Source organism: Kitasatospora sp. NPDC057015 (assembly GCF_042673745.1).
GTDB lineage: Bacteria > Actinomycetota > Actinomycetes > Streptomycetales > Streptomycetaceae > Kitasatospora.
The window spans coordinates 194752-213521 of sequence record NZ_JBHUSG010000011.1 but is presented as its reverse complement, the minus strand read 5'-3'; the positions used below and the strand labels follow the sequence as shown (position 1 = coordinate 213521).

16 protein-coding genes and 1 other RNA gene are annotated in these 18770 nt (G+C 75.9%); 9 read left to right on the top strand and 8 right to left on the bottom strand.

Annotated features, from left to right (window positions below; genetic code table 11):
* Window positions 1-106 precede the first annotated feature (106 nt).
* Window positions 107-874, top strand: a complete 768-nt coding sequence (locus ACFTWP_RS14195) for a very short patch repair endonuclease (protein ID WP_380264779.1) — start codon at window positions 107-109, stop codon at window positions 872-874.
* A 14-nt stretch (window positions 875-888) separates the two neighbouring features.
* Here ACFTWP_RS14195 and rnpB read toward each other — a convergent pair.
* The 3 genes from rnpB to ACFTWP_RS14180 all read right to left on the bottom strand — a co-directional run bounded on the left by rnpB (window position 889) and on the right by ACFTWP_RS14180 (window position 4265).
* Window positions 889-1291, bottom strand: an RNA gene (gene rnpB, locus ACFTWP_RS14190) — RNase P RNA component class A.
* A 13-nt stretch (window positions 1292-1304) separates the two neighbouring features.
* Window positions 1305-2786, bottom strand: coding sequence for an MFS transporter (locus tag ACFTWP_RS14185; protein ID WP_380264778.1), 1482 nt, complete (start codon window positions 2784-2786; stop codon window positions 1305-1307).
* Between the two features lie 27 nt (window positions 2787-2813).
* Window positions 2814-4265: an RNB domain-containing ribonuclease gene (locus ACFTWP_RS14180; protein ID WP_380264777.1), complete on the bottom strand. Its 1452-nt coding sequence runs from the start codon at window positions 4263-4265 to the stop codon at window positions 2814-2816.
* Between the two features lie 230 nt (window positions 4266-4495).
* On the opposite strand from ACFTWP_RS14180, the gene ACFTWP_RS14175 reads away from it, so the two are divergent.
* Together ACFTWP_RS14175 and yaaA are read left to right on the top strand one after the other, a co-directional pair.
* Window positions 4496-4936, top strand: a complete 441-nt coding sequence (locus ACFTWP_RS14175) for a DUF3995 domain-containing protein (protein ID WP_380264776.1) — start codon at window positions 4496-4498, stop codon at window positions 4934-4936.
* Between the two features lie 180 nt (window positions 4937-5116).
* On the top strand, window positions 5117-5914 hold the full coding sequence (gene yaaA / locus ACFTWP_RS14170; protein ID WP_380264775.1) for a peroxide stress protein YaaA: 798 nt from the start codon (window positions 5117-5119) through the stop codon (window positions 5912-5914).
* Window positions 5915-5974: 60 nt separating this feature from the next.
* Here the strand turns inward: yaaA and ACFTWP_RS14165 are convergent, their stop codons facing one another.
* From ACFTWP_RS14165 to ACFTWP_RS14155, 3 genes are read right to left on the bottom strand one after another with little or no spacing between them, the layout of a single operon-like run.
* A complete protein-coding gene (locus ACFTWP_RS14165) occupies window positions 5975-7126 on the bottom strand; it encodes a bifunctional RNase H/acid phosphatase (RefSeq protein WP_380264774.1) in 1152 nt (383 codons plus the stop codon).
* Between the two features lie 4 nt (window positions 7127-7130).
* Window positions 7131-7874 (bottom strand): zinc ribbon domain-containing protein, encoded by a 744-nt coding sequence (locus ACFTWP_RS14160; protein WP_380264773.1) that lies wholly within the window; start codon window positions 7872-7874, stop codon window positions 7131-7133.
* A gap of 23 nt (window positions 7875-7897) precedes the next feature.
* Window positions 7898-8734, bottom strand: a complete 837-nt coding sequence (locus ACFTWP_RS14155; RefSeq protein WP_380264772.1) for a Nif3-like dinuclear metal center hexameric protein — start codon at window positions 8732-8734, stop codon at window positions 7898-7900.
* A 692-nt stretch (window positions 8735-9426) separates the two neighbouring features.
* Between ACFTWP_RS14155 and ACFTWP_RS14150 the strand changes: the two genes are divergently transcribed.
* The 6 genes from ACFTWP_RS14150 to ACFTWP_RS14125 all read left to right on the top strand — a co-directional run bounded on the left by ACFTWP_RS14150 (window position 9427) and on the right by ACFTWP_RS14125 (window position 16690).
* The gene (locus ACFTWP_RS14150) at window positions 9427-11577 is read left to right on the top strand and encodes an alpha/beta fold hydrolase (RefSeq protein WP_380264771.1); all 2151 of its coding nucleotides are present in this window, start codon (window positions 9427-9429) and stop codon (window positions 11575-11577) included.
* A 271-nt stretch (window positions 11578-11848) separates the two neighbouring features.
* Window positions 11849-12022, top strand: a complete 174-nt coding sequence (locus ACFTWP_RS14145) for a hypothetical protein (RefSeq protein WP_380264770.1) — start codon at window positions 11849-11851, stop codon at window positions 12020-12022.
* Between the two features lie 293 nt (window positions 12023-12315).
* Window positions 12316-12978: a class I SAM-dependent methyltransferase gene (locus ACFTWP_RS14140; RefSeq protein ID WP_380264769.1), complete on the top strand. Its 663-nt coding sequence runs from the start codon at window positions 12316-12318 to the stop codon at window positions 12976-12978.
* 264 nt (window positions 12979-13242) lie between these two features.
* Complete coding sequence (locus tag ACFTWP_RS14135; protein WP_380264768.1) at window positions 13243-14553, top strand: hypothetical protein; 1311 nt, start codon at window positions 13243-13245, stop codon at window positions 14551-14553.
* Window positions 14554-14560: 7 nt separating this feature from the next.
* Window positions 14561-15589, top strand: coding sequence for an N-acetylmuramoyl-L-alanine amidase (locus ACFTWP_RS14130; RefSeq protein WP_380264767.1), 1029 nt, complete (start codon window positions 14561-14563; stop codon window positions 15587-15589).
* A gap of 171 nt (window positions 15590-15760) precedes the next feature.
* Entirely contained in the window at window positions 15761-16690 is a 930-nt protein-coding gene (locus tag ACFTWP_RS14125) for a hypothetical protein (RefSeq protein WP_380264766.1), read from the top strand.
* Window positions 16691-16854: 164 nt separating this feature from the next.
* On the opposite strand, the gene ACFTWP_RS14120 is transcribed toward ACFTWP_RS14125, so the two are convergent.
* Together ACFTWP_RS14120 and ACFTWP_RS14115 are read right to left on the bottom strand one after the other, a co-directional pair.
* The gene (locus tag ACFTWP_RS14120; RefSeq protein WP_380264765.1) at window positions 16855-17913 is read right to left on the bottom strand and encodes a prenyltransferase; all 1059 of its coding nucleotides are present in this window, start codon (window positions 17911-17913) and stop codon (window positions 16855-16857) included.
* A complete protein-coding gene (locus ACFTWP_RS14115; RefSeq protein WP_380264764.1) occupies window positions 17910-18680 on the bottom strand; it encodes a class I SAM-dependent methyltransferase in 771 nt (256 codons plus the stop codon). Before ACFTWP_RS14115 ends, ACFTWP_RS14120 begins: the two co-directional genes overlap by 4 nt.
* Between the last annotated feature and the right edge of the window lie 90 nt (window positions 18681-18770).

Below are 18770 nucleotides of genomic sequence, written 5' to 3'. Positions count from 1 at the left end.
ACGATTCCCGCCACCGCGCCGCGCGCACGGCGTTGTTCCCCATACCCTGTGCGCGTGTGCGCCGACGAGGGCGCGGAAACCAGGGGCTTTGAACCAGGGAGGAAAGTTGACGAAGGCAGGCGTGACGGGGTCCGAGGCCCTGCCCGCGAAGGCTCCCAGCCGGGCCGACCGGGCCAGGGAGCAGAACCGCGCCGCGGGCGGGACCGACGCCCGCCTGGTCGACGTCGGGGAGGGCCGGCTGCGACAGGCCAGCGTGGTACTGACCACGTCGGCGCGGAGCGGAACGGTGCGCGCCCGGCTCAGCTGGTCCGTCGACCGGCGCTCCCACAGTGTGCCGTTGGGCGTGGTCGCCCGCCGCACCCGAAACGCCAACCTCCGCGAGGGGTGGCGACTCGCGCGGGAGGCCGGCCTACTGACGCCGCCGCCCGAGGGGGGCACGGCCTCCTGGGCCTCCTCGGAGGGCACCCGTCGCTCGATGCGTGCCAACAAGGGCAAGGACACCACTCCCGAGCTACGACTGCGCACCCTCGTCCACGCCGCCGGGCTCCGCTACCGGGTGTCCGCCCGGCCCCTGACCGGACTGCGGCGTACGGCGGACTTGGTGTTCACCAAGGCGAAGGTCGCGGTGTTCGTGGACGGCTGCTACTGGCACGGCTGCCCCGAGCACGGAACGACGCCGGCCGTGCACCAGGAGTTCTGGATCAGGAAGCTCAACCGGACCAAGGAGCGGGACGTCGAGACGAGCCGCGCCCTGCGGGAGGCCGGCTGGACAGTGGTCCGCCTCTGGGAGCACACACCGCCGGAGGTCGCGGCCGAGACGGTCGTGGCGGCCGTGGCCGCGGCACGACTGGGTTCCGCACCGCCCGAGGGATGACCGGGCGGGTACAGCGGACGAGGCGGCCTGTACGCCGGGTTTTGTCTCCCGGGGTGCTTGCGCGGCCCGGGGAGGCGGCCATCCATCTAGGGCTGCCGTTGCCGACAGCCTCGTGCGGTCTACCCGCGAGCTCGGGCGAGCAGCCCTCGAACACTCGCGCACGGTGCCCGGAGGCACCGATCTTGACCTTGCTCCGAGTGGGGTTTACCTAGCCGGCCGAGTCACCTCGGTCGCTGGTGGTCTCTTACACCACCGTTTCACCCTTACCGGTGGCCGAGGCCTCCGGCGGTCTGTTTTCTGTGGCACTGTCCCGCGGGTCACCCCGGGTGGGCGTTACCCACCACCCTGCTCTGTGGAGCCCGGACGTTCCTCGGCGAGCCCCCAGAAGGGGCCCGACGCGACCGCCCGGCCGGCTCGTCCGCCGTAGTCGTCATCGTAGCCGCTCGGGCGGTGCCTCCCGTACTCCGGCCGGGCCCGGGACGGGGTGCGGGGCGAAGTCCGCGGCGACCGCGCTCGCGGTGCGGGCGGCCCAGGGCGTGGTGGTGGCGATGCCGAGCAGCAGGACGGCCAGGCCGAGTCCGACGACGATCCACCAGCCCGCGTGGCTGGCGGGCGCGAACCCGGTGGTCATCGGGCCGACGACCGCGGCGGTGACGACGGTGCCGATGACCGCCACCCCGAGCGACTGGCCGACCTGGCGGCTGGTGGAGGCGACGGCCGCCGCGACGCCGGCCTGGGCGCGCGGCATGCCGGAGACGGCGGTGTTGGTGATCGGCGCGTTCACCATGCCGAAGCCGAAGCCGAACAGCGCGTACGCGACCAGCAGGAGGACCGCCGGGGAGTCGGCGGCCAGCCGGGTGAGCAGCAGGCCGCTCGCGGCGAGGCCGAGGCCGGCGGCGACCAGCGGCCCGCGCGGGCCGCGGCTGCCGACGATGCGTCCGGACAGGGGGGCGCAGACCAGCATCATGCCGGCCATCGGGAGCGTCCAGAGGCCGGCCTCGACCGGGCTGTAGTGGCGGACGTCCTGGAGGTACAGGGTGTTGAGGAAGAGGAAGCCGCCGAGCGCGGCGAACGCGCAGACGGCCGTCACGGTGGCTCCGCTGAACGGGACGCTGCGGAAGAACCGCAGGTCGATCAGCGGTTCGGGGACGCGTCGCTCCCAGAGCGGGAAGGCCACCAGGGCTGCCAGGGCCACCCCGGCGAGGGTGAGGATGAGCGGCGAGGTCCAGCCGTTCGCGGGGCCCTCGATGATCGCGGCGGTGCCGGTGCCGAGCAGGACGATCATCAGCAGCTGGCCGACCGGGTCGAGCCGGCGCGGCTTCGGCGCGCGCGACTCGGGCACGTACAGGGCGGTCAGCAGGCAGGCGACCAACCCGATCGGGACGTTGATCAGGAAGATCGAGGGCCAGCCGGCGCTGTCCACCAGGAATCCGCCGAGCAGCGGGCCGAGCGCCATGCTGATGCCGACCACGCCGCCCCAGACGCCGATGGCCCGGGCCCGTTCGCGCGGATCGGTGAAGGTGTTGGTGATGATCGACATCGCCACCGGGTTGAGCATCGCCCCGCCGACGGCCTGCAGCGCGCGGAACCCGATCAGCCATTCCAGGCTCGGCGCGAGGCTGCAGAACAGCGATCCGAGGACGAAGAGCACCAGGCCGGTCTGGAAGACCCGGCGCCGCCCGAAGCGGTCGGCCACCGAGCCGAACAGCATCAGCAGCGCCGCCAGGACCAGGGTGTAGGCGTCGATGATCCACTGGAGCCCGGAGGCGGGGGCGTCGAGGTCCCGCTGGATCGCCGGCAGCGCGATGTTCACCACGGTGTTGTCGAGACCGACGATGAAGAGGCTGAGACAGCAGATCCCGAGGATCAGGTACCTTCGGCGGCGGCCCGGCGGGGCGGTGAGTTCGACCACCCGCCGATCATCGCACCCGCCGTCGCGCTACGCGGGGGCGAAGCGGACCGTACGGGTGGCGGGGTCCGCCACGGTCAGTCGTACCCGGATCAGTTCGCCCAGCGGCAGCCGCGCCGGGCCGTCCCCGTCGCACTTGGCCCGGACGGCCGGCTCGCGCAGTTGGACGGTGCCGTTCACCGGCCTGCGCTCGTCGACGTCGACGACCACCGCGTCGAAGTCCTCGCCCTCCCGGCCGTGCAGGAGTTCCGCCTCCACCAGGTCGACGCAGGCCCGCTCGACCTCGGCGGCCCGGCGGTCCCCGCCGCTCATCAGCGCGGGCACCGCGGGCAGCGCCTCGCGCACCCAGGAGGGAACGTCCACTCCCCCGGCGACGGCGGCGCAGATCTCCTGCGCGAAGCGGTCGGCGAGCCGGCGCAGCGGCGCGGTGCAGTGCGCGTACGGCGCGGCGAGCGCGGCGTGGCCGGGGTCGGCGGGGGCGGCCAGGCCCTGCGACTCGTCGAAGGCCCGGTAGCCGGCGCCGCGCAGCAGGCCGGTGCACTCGTTGAGGAAGGCGGCGTTCAGCGGCACCTCGGGATCGAGCAGACGGATCAGCTCCGGGTAGGCCATGTCCTCCGGCCAGCGCACCCCGAGGGCCCGGGCGATCCGGCGCAGCCGGGCGTACGCGGACTCGGGCGCGGCCGGCAGGGTGCGGATCAGGCCGACGCCCGCGTCGAGCATCAGGTCGGCCGCCGCCATGCCGGTGAGCAGCGAGATCTGCGCGTTCCAGCCGTCGACGGGCAGTTGCGCCCGGTAGGCGAGCCGGTAGCCCTGCGGGGACTCCTCGACCTCCTGCTCCGGGACGGGCAGGCTGATCCCGCCGCGGAGCTGCTCCTGCTGTTCGCGCAGCCGGCCGACGGTGGCGAGCAGGGCCAGCTGGTCGTCGGCGCCACCGGAGTCGACCGCCCGCTGGACGCCCGCGTAGTCCAGGCGGCGGCGCGAGCGGACCCGGGCGCGCCGCAGGTCGGCCAGGACGACGGCGCCGTCGGCGTCGAGGTCGATCTGCCAGAGCAGTGCCGGGCGGATCTCGCCGGGGAGGAGGCTGGCGGCGTCCTCGGAGAGCCGGGCCGGGTGCAGCGGGACGCGCCGGTCGGGGAAGTAGAGGGTCTGGACGCGGCGCCTGGCCTCGGCGTCGACGGCGCCGCCGGGGCGGACGAAGGCGGCCACGTCGGCGATGGCGTAGTGGACGCGGAAGCCGCCGGGGCGGTGTTCCAGGTGCATCGCCTGGTCGAGGTCGCGGGAGCCCTGCGGGTCGATGGTGAACAGCGGTACGTCGGTGGCGTCGTGCGCGGGCAGGCGGGGCGACTGGGCCGCCTCCTCGGCCTCGGCGAGCACCTCGTCGGGCCATTCGGTGCGGATCTCCAGGCGGGTTCGCAGGTCGGCCAGCTCGGTGTTGATCCGGGCGGAGTCGGCGGCTACGACGCTCAACTTTCGACGGGGCATGGGCGCAGAATAGGACGTTTCGGCCGCATCCCGGGGGATCTGGGCCTGCCCGCACGGCGGCGGCGCGGGTCACCCGGGATCGCCCCGGGTCGCCGTGCCGGTCGCGGTGCCGGTCGCGGCCCGGGCCGACCCGGGTGGCGGCGGCCCGTCTGACGGCTCGTAAGGTGGCGCCGACGGACGGCTTCGCCGCCGGACGGGTTCGAGTGGGGGATCGGAAAGGGGCGCGGGCGATGGATGCCGTACGGAGCACGGGAGCGGCGGTGGCGACGGCGTTGGCGGTCACCGGGGCACTGCACGCGGTCTGGGCGGCGACGCCCTGGCCGCTGCGGACCGAGGCGGAGTTCGCGGACGCGGTGGTCGGGGTCGGTGCGGAGGGTTTGCCCTCGGCGGCGGCGTGCCTGGCCGTGGCGGGCGCGCTGGGGTCGGCCGCCTACCTGGTGGGCGCGCGGGCCGGGGTGCTGCCGGCCGCCGGACCGGGATGGCTGCGGACGGCGGGTACCGGGACGGTCGCGGCCGTGCTGCTGGCCCGGGGCGCGGCCGGACCGCTGCTGTTCGGCAGCGGTCGGGTCGAGCGGACGGAGCGCTTCCGGCGGCTGGACCGCCGCTACTACTCCCCGCTCTGCCTCGCGCTGGGCGCGGGCGCCGGCGTGGTCGCGGCCGCCGGGGCGTGACCGCGGCCGGGCGCGCCTGGCCGGGTCAGGGCCGTACCGGTGGCAGGGGCCGGACCGGCGACCGGGGCCGGCCGGCAGGAGCCCGGTCCGGGCCCGGGTGAAGGCCGCGGTTCCGCGCGGCGGCCCCGGTTGCGTAGGGTGGCGGGGGTCAGTTGCCACAATTTGTTGAGGAGTGCCGCCGTGCTGGTCCTGTTGCCGCCCTCGGAGGGCAAGGCCGCGTCCGAGGCCGGGGTGCCGCTGGCGCTGGACGGGCTCTCGATCCCGGGGCTGACGGCGGCGCGCGAGACCGTGCTCACCACGCTGGTGGGGCTGTGCGCGGGCGACACCGACCGGGCCGCCGAGGTCCTCGGGCTCAGCCCGGGGCTGCGCGGCGAGGTGGCCCGCAACGCCGGTCTGCTGACGGCGGGCGCCCGACCGGCCGGCGAGGTGTACACCGGGGTGCTGTTCGACGCGCTCGGGCTGGCGAAGCTGGACGAGGCCGCGTACGGGCGGGCCGAGCGGTCGCTGCTGGTCTTCTCGGGGCTCTGGGGCGCGGTCCGGATCGGCGACCGGATCCCGTCGTACCGCTGCTCGATGGGGGTGAAACTCCCGCCGCTGGGGGCGCTCGGGGCGTACTGGCGGAGCGCGATGGCCCCGGTGCTGCCGGAGGTCGCGGACGGGCTGGTGCTGGACCTGCGCAGTGCGGCGTACGCGGCGGCCTGGAAGCCGGCCGGCGAACTGGTGGAGCGCACGGCGACCGTCCGGGTGCTGCAGGAGCGCGAGGTCGACGGGGTGCTGAAGCGGTCCGTGGTGAGCCACTTCAACAAGGCGACCAAGGGGCGGCTGGTCCGTGACCTGCTGGTCACGGGTGCGGAGCCGAAGACGCCCGGCGAGCTGGTGGACGCCCTGCTGGAGCTGGGCTACCGGGTCGAGGTGGCGGCCAGCGGTACCGCCCGCCGGGCCTGGCAGCTGGACGTCGTGGTCACCGAGATCCACTGAGCCGGGCTCCCGCCGCCCCGGCCGCCGGACGGAGGACCGGCGCGGCGGCGGGGCGCCGGTTCAGCGCAGGTGGCTCGTGTCGTTCAGCAGCCGCAGCGAGGCGTTGCCGTCCGTGTAGTACTGGACCGCCGAGACGGCGGCCGCCGACAGCTCCATCCGGTACAGCGCGTCCGGCGGGGCGCCCAGGGCCAGGCGCACCAGCGTCTTGATCGGGCTGACGTGCGAGACCACCAGGACGGTCCGGCCCGCGTACCGGGCCAGGATCTTGTCACGGGCGACGCCGACCCGGTGCGTCAGGGTGGTGAAGCTCTCGCTGCTGCCGGTCGGTCTGGCCTTCGCGGAGCCCAGCCAGGCGTCGAGGTCGGCCGGGTGGCGCTCCTGCACCTCGGCGAAGGTGAGGCCCTCCCAGTCCCCGAAGTCCAGCTCGCGCAGGCCCTCCTCGATCCGCACGTCCAGGCCGAGCCGGCCGGCCACCGCCTCGGCGGTCTGCCGGGTGCGTCGCATCGGGGAGCTCACCACGGCCTGGATCGTGCCGCGCGCGGCCATCGCCTCGGCCGCCCGCTCGGCCTGCCAGCGGCCCTTCTCGGAGAGCTCCGGGTCGCCGCCGCCGCTGCCGGAGAAGCGCTTCTCCGGCGTGAGCGGGGTCTCGCCGTGGCGCAGCAGGACGAAGGTGGTGGGGGTGCCGAGGTCGGCGGGCGCGGCCCAGCCCGCCTTCGGGGCGGCGGTCTCCAGCGGCGCCGGCTCCTCGGCCGCGACCGACCGGACGGCGCCGGGCGCCTTGGGCTCCCACTGCCGGCCGGCCTTGCCCGCGTCCATCGCCTCGTTGGCCAGGCGGTCGGCGTCCTTGTTCCGCTCGCGCGGGATCCAGGTGTACTTGACCTGGCCGCGCGGCAGCACGGTCTTCGCCTCGGCGGCCAGCGGCTGCATGTCGGGGTGCTTGATCTTCCAGCGCCCGGACATCTGCTCGACGACCAGTTTGGAGTCCATCCGGACGTCCACCGTCGCGTCCGGGTCGATCTCCCGGGCGGCCCGCAGGCCGGCGATCAGGCCCCGGTACTCGGCCACGTTGTTGGTCGCGTGGCCGATGAACTCGGCCGCCTCGGCGATGATCAGACCGGTGTCGCCGTCCCGCACCACCGCGCCGTAGCCGGCCGGCCCCGGGTTGCCCCGGGACCCTCCGTCGGCCTCGACGATGAACCTGCGCGCCGGCATCGGGTCAGACGCCCGACTCGGCGGTCCGGACGAGGATGCGGCCACAGTTGTCGCAGCGGACGACGGCGTCCTTGGGCTCGGCCTTGATGGCGTTCAGGTCGGAGACCGCGAACTCCACCCGGCAGCCCTCGCAGCGGCGCTGGTACAGGCGGGCCGCGCCCACGCCGCCCTGCTGCTCGCGCAGGCGGGTGTAGAGCTTGATCAGGTCGGCCGGGATCACCACGGCGACGGTCTCGCGGTCGCGCCGGACCTTCTCGGCGTCGGCGTCGATCTCGGCGAAGGCGGCGTCGCGGCGGGCCTCGGCCTCGGCCAGGGTGACGGCGGCGTGCTCCAGGCGGGCGCCGAGCTCGGTGACCCGGGTCTGGGCGGACTCCATCCGCTCCATGATCTCCAGGACGACGTCCTCCAGGTCCGACTGGCGCTTGGCGAGCGAGCCGACCTCGTGCTGGAGGTTCTCCAGGTCCTTCGGCGAGGTGATCGCGCCGGAGTCCAGGCGCTGCTGGTTGCGGGCCGTGCGGCTCACGACCTGCTCGACGTCCTGCTCGGCCTTGGTCAGCTCGCGGGTGGTGTCGCCGAGCTGGGCCTCGGCGGCGACCACGAGCGACTTGAGCGCGGCGTGGTCGGCGGAGGCCTTGTCGATCTCGGCGTGCTCGGGCAGGCTGCGGCGCCGGTGGGCAAGCTGGTCGAGGCGGGAGTCGATGGCCTGCAGGTCGAGCAGGCGGATCTGGTCGGCGGGCGCGGCGTTCAAGCGGAGTGCTCCTGTGAATCGGGTCAGGCGGTGAAGGGCATGGGGGCGTGCGCGGTCCACGGGTCGGTGACCCGGTGGGAGACCTTGGTCTCCAGCTGCCAGTCGTTCTTGTCCGAGGCGGCGGCCAGGGCACGCGCGGCGAGGTTCAGCCAGGGCCACTCGGTGGCCCAGTGCGCGGCGTCGACCAGCGCGAGGGGCGCGGCCTGGGCGGCCTCGGACGCCGGGTGGTGGCGCAGGTCCGACGTGACGTACGCGTCGACGCCGGCGGCCCGGGCGTCGGCGAGGAAGCCGTCGCCGGCGCCGCCGCAGACCGCGACCCGGCTGATCAGCCGGTCCGGGTCGCCGGCCACCCGGACGCCGGTGGCGGTGGCGGGCAGGCCCCGGGCGACCCGGGCGGCGAAGGCGGACAGCGTGAGCGGCGGCTCCAGCAGGCCGATCCGGCCGCTGCCGCGGCGGCCGGCCGGGTCGGTCGGGTCCGGGACGAGCGGGCCGGTGACGCGCAGGCCGACGGCCTCGGCCAGGGCGTCGGAGACCCCCGGGTCGGCGTGGTCGGCGTTGGTGTGCGCGACGTGCAGGGCGATCCCGGAGGAGATCAGGCGGTGCACCACGCGGCCCTTGAACGAGGTCGCGGCGACGCTGGTGGTGCCGCGCAGATAGAGGGGGTGGTGGGTGACGACCAGGTCGGCGCCCCACTCGACGGCCTCGTCGACGACCGCCTGGACGGGGTCGACGGCGAACAGGACGCGGCCGACCCGGGCCTCGGGGTCGCCGCAGACCAGACCCACGGCGTCCCAGGACTCCGCCCACTGCGGCGGGTAGAGCTCTTCGAGCGCGCTGATGACCTCGGACAGATTCGGCACCTGTCGAGACTACCGTGCGCGCGGGGCCGTCCGGGCGCACGGCCGCCCGGGCCGCCGGCGGCCACCCGGCCCGGGCGGGCGGCGTCAACACCCGTCCGGGGCGGCCGGGTGGGCCGGCGGGGTCGGCGAGCGGCCGGTCCGACGCCCGCGCGCACGGGGGCGCAGGGGTCGCGGGTGCCGCCGGGGCCGGGCCCGGCGGGCCGGACGGCGCCTGCGGCACCCGCGGGGGCGGCCTTCGGGCCGCGCACACCGAAGGGCTCCGGCACCGGTGAAAGCGGAATCGCATCACCCTTATGAGTGAAGTGACCGGCTTCTCGTTGAGCCCCATTCTCCCCGCCAGTAACTTCACTTCCGCGAACGGGAGTTGCCTCGACCGGGGGTCGGAAGGGTGCTCCGCCGAGTTCTCGGTCCGTGCGGCCCGGCCCCCGAGGGAGCCACCGCCGGAGTAGGGCCCCGGGGCCCGACGGGACCGGCGGAGGCGGCCGGGGCACTCCCGTTCCCGGCGGGGCGGTCCGCCGCCGAGGTGCCCGGCCGGCGCCTCGGCTCCGGCACCGCTCGGCCACCGCTCCACGGCGGCTCCCTGGTCGGGGCAGGCGCCCCGACCAGGAACGCCGGAACGACGACCACCCGGAACGACGACCACAGCCCCGTCCCCGGACGGGCCGAGCCGGGAGAGGGACGGTGAGCACGACGTGAACGTGGCCATCAGCAGCTCCACCCGCGCCCTGCGCCGGCTGGGCTTCACCTTCGCCGCCGACGGCTCGCACGCCGCCTGCCTGGCCGCCGGCGCGGACGGCGGCTGGTACGCGGAGAGTTGGCGGCTCCCGGTCGACGGCGCCGCCGAACCGACCGCGCTGCCGCGGCCCGGCAACCACTCGGAGAGCCTGCACTCGCAGCTGCTGTCGCTGGCCGACGGCGGAGTGCTGCTCTGCCGGCACGACGGCGATCGGCACGAACTCGCCCTGCTGTCGCCCGACGACGGCGAGCCGGGCGGGCCGGGTTCCGCCGGGGCCGCCGGCGCGGCGCCGGGCGGGCCCGCGCGGGAACGGCGGCTGGCCGCGCTGCGGGCGCCCGGCCTTCGGCTGCTGCCCCTGCCGGCCGGCGCGACCGACCCGGGCGCCGCCACGGGCACCGGCACCCGCGCCGGGCACCGCGTCGGCGCCCGGATGACCGCTCCGGCCACGGCGCCGGTCGCGATCGCGCTGGTCGCGGAGGCGCGACCGGTCACCACCGTCCGGCTGGTCCGTACCGACGGCAGCGAGCCCGAACCGGTCGCCGAGCTGCCCGGCCGGTACGCCGGCGGCGTCTGGCTCGACCGCACCGGCCGGCTGCTCGGCCTGGACCGGGTGCACGAGGGAGTGGTCCGGAGCGTGGTGCTCGACCTCGAACTCGGCGAGGTCACCCCGCTGCTGGAGCTCGGCGAGCGGAGCAACGACCGGCTGGTGCTGTTCGACCCGGACTCCCGCTTCGTCATGGTGCGCAGCGACGCGCCCGGCACCGACCGGCTCGGCTGGGGGGTGCTCGGCGAGGACCTGCCGGTGCGGTTCCCGGACTGCCTGCACGTGCCCGGTGTGTTCCTGCGGCCGGTCGCCCTGCGCTCGGGGCCGCTCGGGCCGGTCGGCGCCGGTGGGGGCCTCACCCCGTTCCTCGCCGGCCGGCCCGAGGACGTCCGGGTCGCGTTCCAGATCGACCACGGCGCCGCGTCCGCCCTCGCCCTCTGGCAGCCGGCCGCGCACCGGTTGGCGGCGCTGCCCGTCCCGCCGGGCAGGCTGGGCGCGGTGGCGCACTGGTCCGCCGGCGGGCTGCGGATGCCGTACTCCTCCCCCGACCACCCCGCCGCGCTGGCCACCCTGGAGGTCGGCGCCCTGCTCGGGCCCGGCCCGGCGGGAGCGGTCGGCCCGGTGCCGCTGCAGCTGGCGCCGCTGAGCGGTGGCCCGCAACCGCCGTGGCGGGGGGCCGCGCTGCCCGCGCAGCCTTCCGGCGGCCCGCGGACCGCGCCCGGCACGCCGCCCGGCTGGCGGCTGGACGGCAGCACGGAGCCGCTCGGCGGCGGCCGGTGGCACGGCGCGCGGAGCCTCGAACTGGCCGGTCCGGCCGGCCCGTTGGAGGCCGTGGTGTACGGCGGGGAGGGCTGGCTGAGCAGCCCGCACCTGGTGCTGGCCCTGCACGGCGGGCCGGCGGACGCCTGGCTGCTGGAGTTCGACCCGGCCTTCCAGCGGATGGCCGCCGAGGGCCTGGCGGTGGTCGCCCCGAACCAGCGGGGCAGCACCGGCTACGGGACGGAGCACGCGATGGCGGTGCGCGGCGCCTGGGGCGGGCCCGACCTGGAGGACGTCCTGGGGCTGCTGGAGGGCGTCGCCGGCCGGCGCTCGGCGCTCGGGCTGGAGCCGCCCGCCCTGTTCGGCGTCAGCTACGGCGGGTTCCTGGCCCTGCTGGCCGCCGCCCACGCCCCGCCCGAACAGGTCGCGCGCTGCGCGGTGGTGGCCCCCTTCCTGTCCGGTGCCCGGCTCCTCGCCGAGGCCGCGGCGCCGGTCCGGGCGCTCACCGCCCGGCTGGGCGGCGGCGAGCCGATCGACGACGCCCGGGGCCCGCGCGACGTGCTGCAGGTGGCCCACCGGATCGGCGCCCCGCTGCTGGTCCTGCACGGCGACCGGGACGAGGTCGTGCCGGTCAGCCAGTCCCGTTCGCTCCGGCACGAGCTGATCCGGCTCGGCCGGGTGGAGGGCGCCGACTTCCGGTACGTGGAGGCGGTCGGCGCCGGGCACGAGGTGCTCGCGGAGGAGGGCGCGGCGGTGCTGCACGAGCTGCTGGCCGGCTTCCTGCGCACCGGCGGGACGGTCTGAGCCGGGGCCCGCCGGCCGGGCCCCGCGGTGGCCCCGGGGGCCGCCCGAAGTTACCGGACGGTCGGCACCACCGGTCGGCCCGTCCGGATCCGATCGATAGGATCTGGCCCGTTCCGGCCGTTAGGGTGGCCGGGGCAGAGGCTGTGATCATGCGCCTCCGACGCCCGGCGGGCGTCCTGCCCGGGGCCTTCGGCCCGGGGCGTCCTGCCCTCACCGGTGCCGTGCGGCGGCACCGAACCGCTCCCGCACCCTCGCACGGAAGACGATTTCGATGTCCGACACCCTCAACGACACCACCGGTCACGACAGCACCGGCCCCGGCACCGCCGCGAGCGGCACCGAGGACGACGCGCACGGCCGGCACCGCGGTCACACCGCTCCCGACGACAACCCCCGGGCCGACGCCCACGGCCGACACCGGCTGGCCGCCGGCGACCAGCACTGACCGGCACGACCCGGCGGTGCGCCGCTGCCGCCACTGACCCGGTGTCGCCGGGCGGCACACCCGCGGCACCCCGAGGGCCCGGCTGATCGCCGGGCCCTCGCGCTCGTCCCGGCCGTCGTGGCCCCCGCGGCCCTCGCTCCCCGGCCGGTCCGTCCGCCGGTCCGGCCGCCGGTCGTGACCGCGTCCGCCCCGCGGGCGTCCGAGGCCCTGACGACCACCGCCCTACCGTCGAGTAGGGTCCAAGCCCCGGGCCCGCCCCGGCCACCCGTCCGCCGTCTGCAAGGAGCACCGCGATGTCCGACCTCCGGGAGAGCACCGGCCCCGCACCCGAGGTGCTCGCCGCGTTCGAGGCCGCGACCGGCTTCATGCCCGCGGACGAGGGCCTCGCCCTGTACGCGGTCGCGCTCGACGCGGCCCGCCGCACCGGGCTGCCGGTGCTGGAGATCGGCACCTACTGCGGGCGCTCGGCGATCCTGTTGGCCGCCGCCGCCCGCGAGGCCGGCACCGTGGCGCTGACCGTGGACCACCACCGGGGGTCGGAGGAGCAGCAGCCGGGCTGGGAGTACCACGACCCGTCCCTGGTGGACCCGGAGGTCGGCCGGATGGACACCCTGCCGCGCTTTCGCCGCACCCTGCACGCCGCCGGACTGGAGGACCACGTGGTCGCGCTGGTCGGCCGCTCCCCGCAGATCGCGGCGCTGTGGGGCGGGCGGCTGGGCCTGGTGTTCATCGACGGCGGGCACACCGACGAGCACGCCACCGGCGACTACGAGGGCTGGGCGCCGCACCTGGCCCCGGAGGGCGTCCTGGTGGTGCACGACGTCTTCCCGGACCCGGCCGACGGCGGGCAGGCACCGTACCGGGTGTACCTGCGGGCACTCGCCGAGGGCTTCGAGGAGGTCTCGGTGACCGGCTCCCTGCGGGTGCTGCGCCGCCCGGTGCCGGCCGCCGGCTGAGCACGCCCCCCGCCGCCGCGCCGGCTCCGGACTCCCCGCCCCTCCCGCCGCCGCGGGCGCGGGTGCTGCCGGAGCTCCGTCCCGGCCCCCGGCAACCGGCCCCGCCGCGATCACGGATGCTCTAACGTCGTGCCACGTCGCATGGTTGTCCGGGTGCCGGGGCACCCGGTGCGGAGTTCGCCGGGTACGGTGGCCGCGCGGAACTCCGGCACCGCGGCGACGACACGGACACTCACGGCGAGGCAGGACGGCGGGGGCGAACGCATGACGGACCAGAACAACACCGCTCCGGCGGTCTGGGACCCCACGGCCCGGGGGGGCGCAGGCGGCTGGGTACGAGGCGGCGGTCAGGGCGGTCCGCCGCCACCGGGTCCGGGCGGGGGCGCGCAGCCGCCCCCCGCGCAGGGGGAGCCCCCGGCGGCGCCGCAGCGCCCCGGCCCGGCCGGTGACCAGGGGCCGCCGCCCGGCCGCCCCTATCAGGGCGCCGCCCCCGGGCACGACGAGCCGACCCGGCTCGTCCCCCCCGTCCCCTCGGACGCGCCCGGCGGGTACGGCTTCCCGCCGCCGCCCGGACCGGACCGCCCGCCGTACCAGCAGGCCTCGCCCCCGGCGCCGCCGACGCCGCCGTACCAGCAGGCGCCCTACCAGCAGCAGCCCGGCCCCGGCCAGGGCTTCCCCTCCCACGCCACCGCGGGGCCGCCGGCCGGGGCGCCCTACGAGCCCTACCCGCCGGGCCAGTACCCCGCCGGGCAGTTCGAACAGGGGCAGTTCGAGCAGGGCCAGTACGACCAGGGCCGGTTCCCGCAGGGCCAGTACGCCGGTTACCAGGAGATCGACCTCCAGGACGAGGAGCGGCGGCCGCGCAACCGCACCCCGCTGCTGGTCGCGGTCGGCCTGCTGCTGGTGCTCGGCGTGGGCGCCGGCGCGGTGTGGGCGGTGCAGAACTCCAGTTCCGGGCCGGAGAACAAGGCCGGCTCGGCCTCGGCCACCGGGCAGGCCGGCGACACCGGCGGTCAGCCCGCGCCGCTGCCCACCGGGCAGGCCTCCGCGCCGGCGAGCGCGCCGGCCTCGGCCGCCGCGAGCCCCTCGGCGACCCCGAGCGCCGACGGTGTGAAGGCGCAGACCCAGGCCAGGGCGCTGGACGAGCTGCTGACCCGCGCCGAGGGCGCCAAGGCTCCGATCGGCAGCGCGGTGGCCAAGGTCAGCAGCTGCCCGGCGAAGGCCGACATCGAGAGCGCCGCGCAGGTCTTCGACACCGGCGCCCAGCAGCGCGAGCAGTTCCTCGCCGAGCTCGTCAAGCTCGACTTCGCGGACGTGGCCGGCGGCGCGGAGGCCGTCCAGTCGCTGCGGACGGCCTGGCAGCAGTCGGCCGAGATCGACCGGGCGTACGCGGCCTGGGCCCGGGCGGTCAGTGCCCAGGGGTGCCCGAGCGGCAACGCGCCGACCACCGCCGAGAAGAAGCGGGCGGACGAGCTCAATCCGCAGGCGACCCTCGCCAAGAAGGACTTCGTCACGAAGTGGAAACCGGCGGTGGACACCTACGGGCTGACACCGCGCACCTGGGACAGGATCTGAACGACCCGTGACCGGCACCACCCCTCACCACCCCGACTCCCCCGGCCCCTTCGAGAGCCCCGAGGAGGCCCGCCCCCGGCGCGGCCGCCTGCTGGCGGTGACCGTCGGCGGCGCCCTGCTGCCGCTCTGCTTCGCCGGCTGGCTGGGTTGGCAGGCGGTGGCCGGCAAGTCCTCGGACAGCCGTCCGGCCGCCGCCTCGGACGCCCTGGCGCCGACCGGCCCGGCGCTGCCCGGCGGCTCACCGGCCGCGGGCCCGGGGAGCTCCCTGCCCACCGCGCCGGCCCAGGGCGGCACGGCGGCCGCGGCGGCGGCGCAGCCGGCCGAGCCGGCCGCCTCCCCCAGCGCGGCCGCCGCCGGCCGGGTGCTGGTCGGCCGGACGGTGCTGCTGGATCCCGGGCACAACACCGGCAACTCCGCGCACACCGCCGAGATCAACCGACAGGTCGACATCGGCAACGCCCGCAAGGAGTGCGACACCACCGGTACCTCCACCAACGCCGGCTACTCCGAGGCCGAGTACACCCTGGACGTCTCCCGGCGGGCCCGCACGATCCTGGAGGCGCGGGGCGCCACGGTGGTGTTCACCCAGGACGGTGACAAGCCCTGGGGTCCGTGCATCGACCAGCGCGCCCTGGCCGGCGGCGCCGCGCACGCGGAGGCCGCGGTGTCCGTGCACGCGGACGGCGGCCCGGCCGCCGGCAGCGGCTTCCACGTGATCATGCCGGCGAAGGTGGCCGCCGGCCGGGCCTCGAACGGCGCGATCGTCGCACCCTCGCACCGCCTGGGCCTGCTGCTGCGGGACAGCTTCAAGGCCGCCACGGGCGAGCCGTTCGCCGACTACATCGCCTCGCAGGGGCTGGACACCCGCTCGGATCTGGGCGGGCTGAACCTCTCCGCCGTGCCCAAGGTGTTCATCGAGTGCGGCAACATGCGCAACTCCGGTGACGCGCAGCGGATGACGGACCCTCAGTGGCGCCAGCAGGCGGCGCAGGGCATCGCCGACGCGCTGACGACGTTTCTGACGACACCGGGCTGACCAGCGACGGTCTTATTGCAACGACTTCGCCCCATTCCGGAACCCGCCGTGCACACGCTCGGGCGTTGGCCCTAGGCTCTTGGTCCGTTCGGGAGTTTTCCCGTCCGGTGACCGTCCGGCAATCCGGACACGCAAGCTGCCGTACACGACACACCAACGAGGGGAACGTTAGTGAATCTGCGCGCTCTCACCAGGGGAGACGCCGCCGTCGCAGGCGCGGCCGTCCTGCTGTTCATCGCGTCCTTCCTGCCGTACACGACCTTCGACGCCTGTTCCGGTGTCAAGAGCCCGACCTGCTACTCGGTCTCCAACAGCGCCTGGAACACCGGTCTCTTCCCGATCCTGCCGTCGATCTTCCTGCTCGGCCTGGCCGCCGCGGCCCTGATCCTGGTGCAGCGCTTCCAGGGCGCGGCGGCCGCCACCCGCCAGGTGCTCGGTCTGCGGCTCGACCAGTGGGGCATCGCCTTCGCGGTCGCCGCGCTCTGGTCCGCGGTCTGGGCGCTCGGCGGCGGCGGCGACAGTTCGGCGTACGGTCACGGCTTCGGTGCCTGGCTGGCCGTCCTCTCGCTGATCGTGCTCGCCGGTGCGGCCGCCGCCGGTCCGCTGGTGCCCGCGCTGCAGGCGCCGCTGGTCACCGACAAGCCGGCCGTCCAGCCCGGCTACCCCGGCACGGCCGGCTACCCGGCGCCCGGCGTGGGCCAGCCCCAGCCCGGCCAGTACGGCTACCCCGTCCCCGGCCAGGAGGGCGCGCAGCCGCCGGCCTACGGCCAGCCGCAGCAGGGCGGTTACGGCTACCCGGCGCCCGGCCAGCCGCAGGACGCCTCGCTCGGCGGCCAGCCGGCCCAGGTCCAGCAGCCGGTGCAGGCGCAGGCCGCGCCGGTGCAGGCCGCGCCCGCCGCGGACTTCGCGCCGTTCTGGTTCGCCGTCCCGGAGCAGCGCCAGCTGGCTCCGAAGGACAACCCGCACGGCGGCCCGGTGGGCGAGCTCGTCCCCGGCACCTGGTACCTCGCGGTCGAGCAGCGCGGTGCGGCCCTGGTGGCCCAGCTGCAGGACGGCAGCCAGGGTGTGCTGAACGACACCACGGGCATCCAGCGCGGCTGAGTGCCCCGCGGGAGCAGACGAGTGGGGCGGGACCGGATCTCTCCGGTCCCGCCCCACTCGTTTTCGCTCGTTGTCACCGGGCCCGCTTCGGCCCGCTCAGCCGGCTCGTTCGCCCGGCTCCGTTGCCCGGCCCGGTCGCCCCGGCCCGCCCGCCGGGCGGCGGCTCAGCAGCAGTCCTGCACCAGCAGTCCGGTGGGCAGCTGCTCGCCGCCGAAGACCGCGACGGTGGCCGGGTCGCCGCCCAGGGCGGCCACCGCGAGCAGCAGCGCACCCGCCGTCCAGGTGGTGCGCTCCTCCGGCCACACGGCGTCGTTCTCGAACACGTACCCCGTCCAGTACGAGCCGTCGGTGTGCCGCAGCCGCTGGATCCAGCGCAGGATCTCCACCGCGCGGTCGGACTCGCCGACCGCCCAGAGGGCGAGCGCGAGTTCGGCGCTCTCCCCGCCGGTCACCCAGGGCCGGTCGCTGACGCAGCGCACGCCGAGCCCGGGCACCACGAAGCGCTCCCAGTCCCGCTCGACCCGCTCCAGCGCGGCCGGGCCGCGCAGCGCGGTGCCCAGCACCGGGTAGTACCAGTCCATCGAGAAGCGGTCCTTGTCGAGGAACCGCTCCGGGTGGCGGGCCACCGCGTGCTGCAGCCGCCCGGCCGCCAGCTCCCAGTCGGGCTGCGGCTCCTCCAGGTAGTCGGCGACGGCCAGTCCGCAGCGCAGCGCGTGCAGGATGCTGGACGAGCCGGTGAGCAGCGCCTCGTCGGGCGCGGTGCCGTCCTCGTCGAGCCGCCAGGCGATCGGGCCGCCGGGCAGGCGCAGGCCGACGGTGAAGTCCAGGGCGCGCCGGACCGTGGGCCAGATCCAGTCCAGGAACGCGTCGTCGCCGGTGCTGAGGTGGTGGTGCCAGACCCCGACCGCGACGTACGCGCAGAAGTTGGTCTCCTTCGAGGCGTTGGAGACCGCCCCGGCGGTGTAGCCGGCGTACCAGGACCCGTCGGCGTTCTGGTTGGCCGCCAGCCAGCGGTAGGCGGCCTCGGCGGCGGCGTGCTCGCCGGCGGTGTCCAGGGCCATCGCGGCCTCGGTGTGGTCCCAGGGGTCGAGGTGGTGGCCGGTGAACCAGGGGATGGCGCCGTCCGCCTGCTGCTCGGCCAGGATGCTGCGGACGGTGGCGGCCGCCTGCTCGGCGTCGAGCACCCCGTCCAGCAGCAGTGCCTCCGGAACGGCGGCGGTCACGCGCCGGCCTCGTCGGCGGGCTGTGCGGCGGTCTGGGCGGCGGGCCGCTGCGGCTTGCTGGCGTACGCGACGAAGCTCTTGCCGATGACCGGGTTGAGGGCCTTCTCGGCGGCCTTGGTGAGGGTGCTGATCACCGGGGTGCCGACGATGTCCCAGACCAGCAGCTGGTGGTAGGCCTTGACCGGCAGCGCCTTGTCGTTGTCGACGCCGACCGCGCACTTGATCCACCAGTACGGGGAGTGCAGCGCGTGCGCGTGGTGGGTGCCGTACGGCGTGAGGCCGGCGTCGGTCAGCTTCTCCAGCAGTTCGTCGCCGCGGTAGATCCGGATGTGGCCGCCCTCGTTGGCGTGGTACTCGTCGGAGAGCGCCCAGCAGATCTTCTCGGGCAGCCAGCGCGGCACCGTGACGGCGAGCAGCCCGCCGGGCTTGAGCACCCGGAACATCTCGTTGAGCACGCCCTTGTCGTCCGGGATGTGCTCCATCACCTCAGAGATGATGATCTTGTCGAAGTACTCGTCCTCGAACGGCAGCGCGAGCGCGTTGCCCTCCATCGCCTCCGCGGACGCGCCGGCCGGGGCCTCGCCCGCCTCCGCCATCGCCGCGAACCACTTCCGGACCTCGGCGATCTCCTCGGCGTTCTGGTCGAGGGCGACCACCCGGGCGCCGCGTCGGTAGCACTCGAAGGCATGCCGGCCCCCGCCGCAGCCCAGGTCGAGCACCCGGTCGCCGGGGGCGAGCGGGAAGCGCGAGAAATCGACGGTCAGCACTGCGGGGCTCCCATTCCTTGGTACCAAACGTTCTTGAGGTCACGTCGGACGACGCCGCCCGGCTCCGCCGGAGCGATGTCCGGGGTGGCC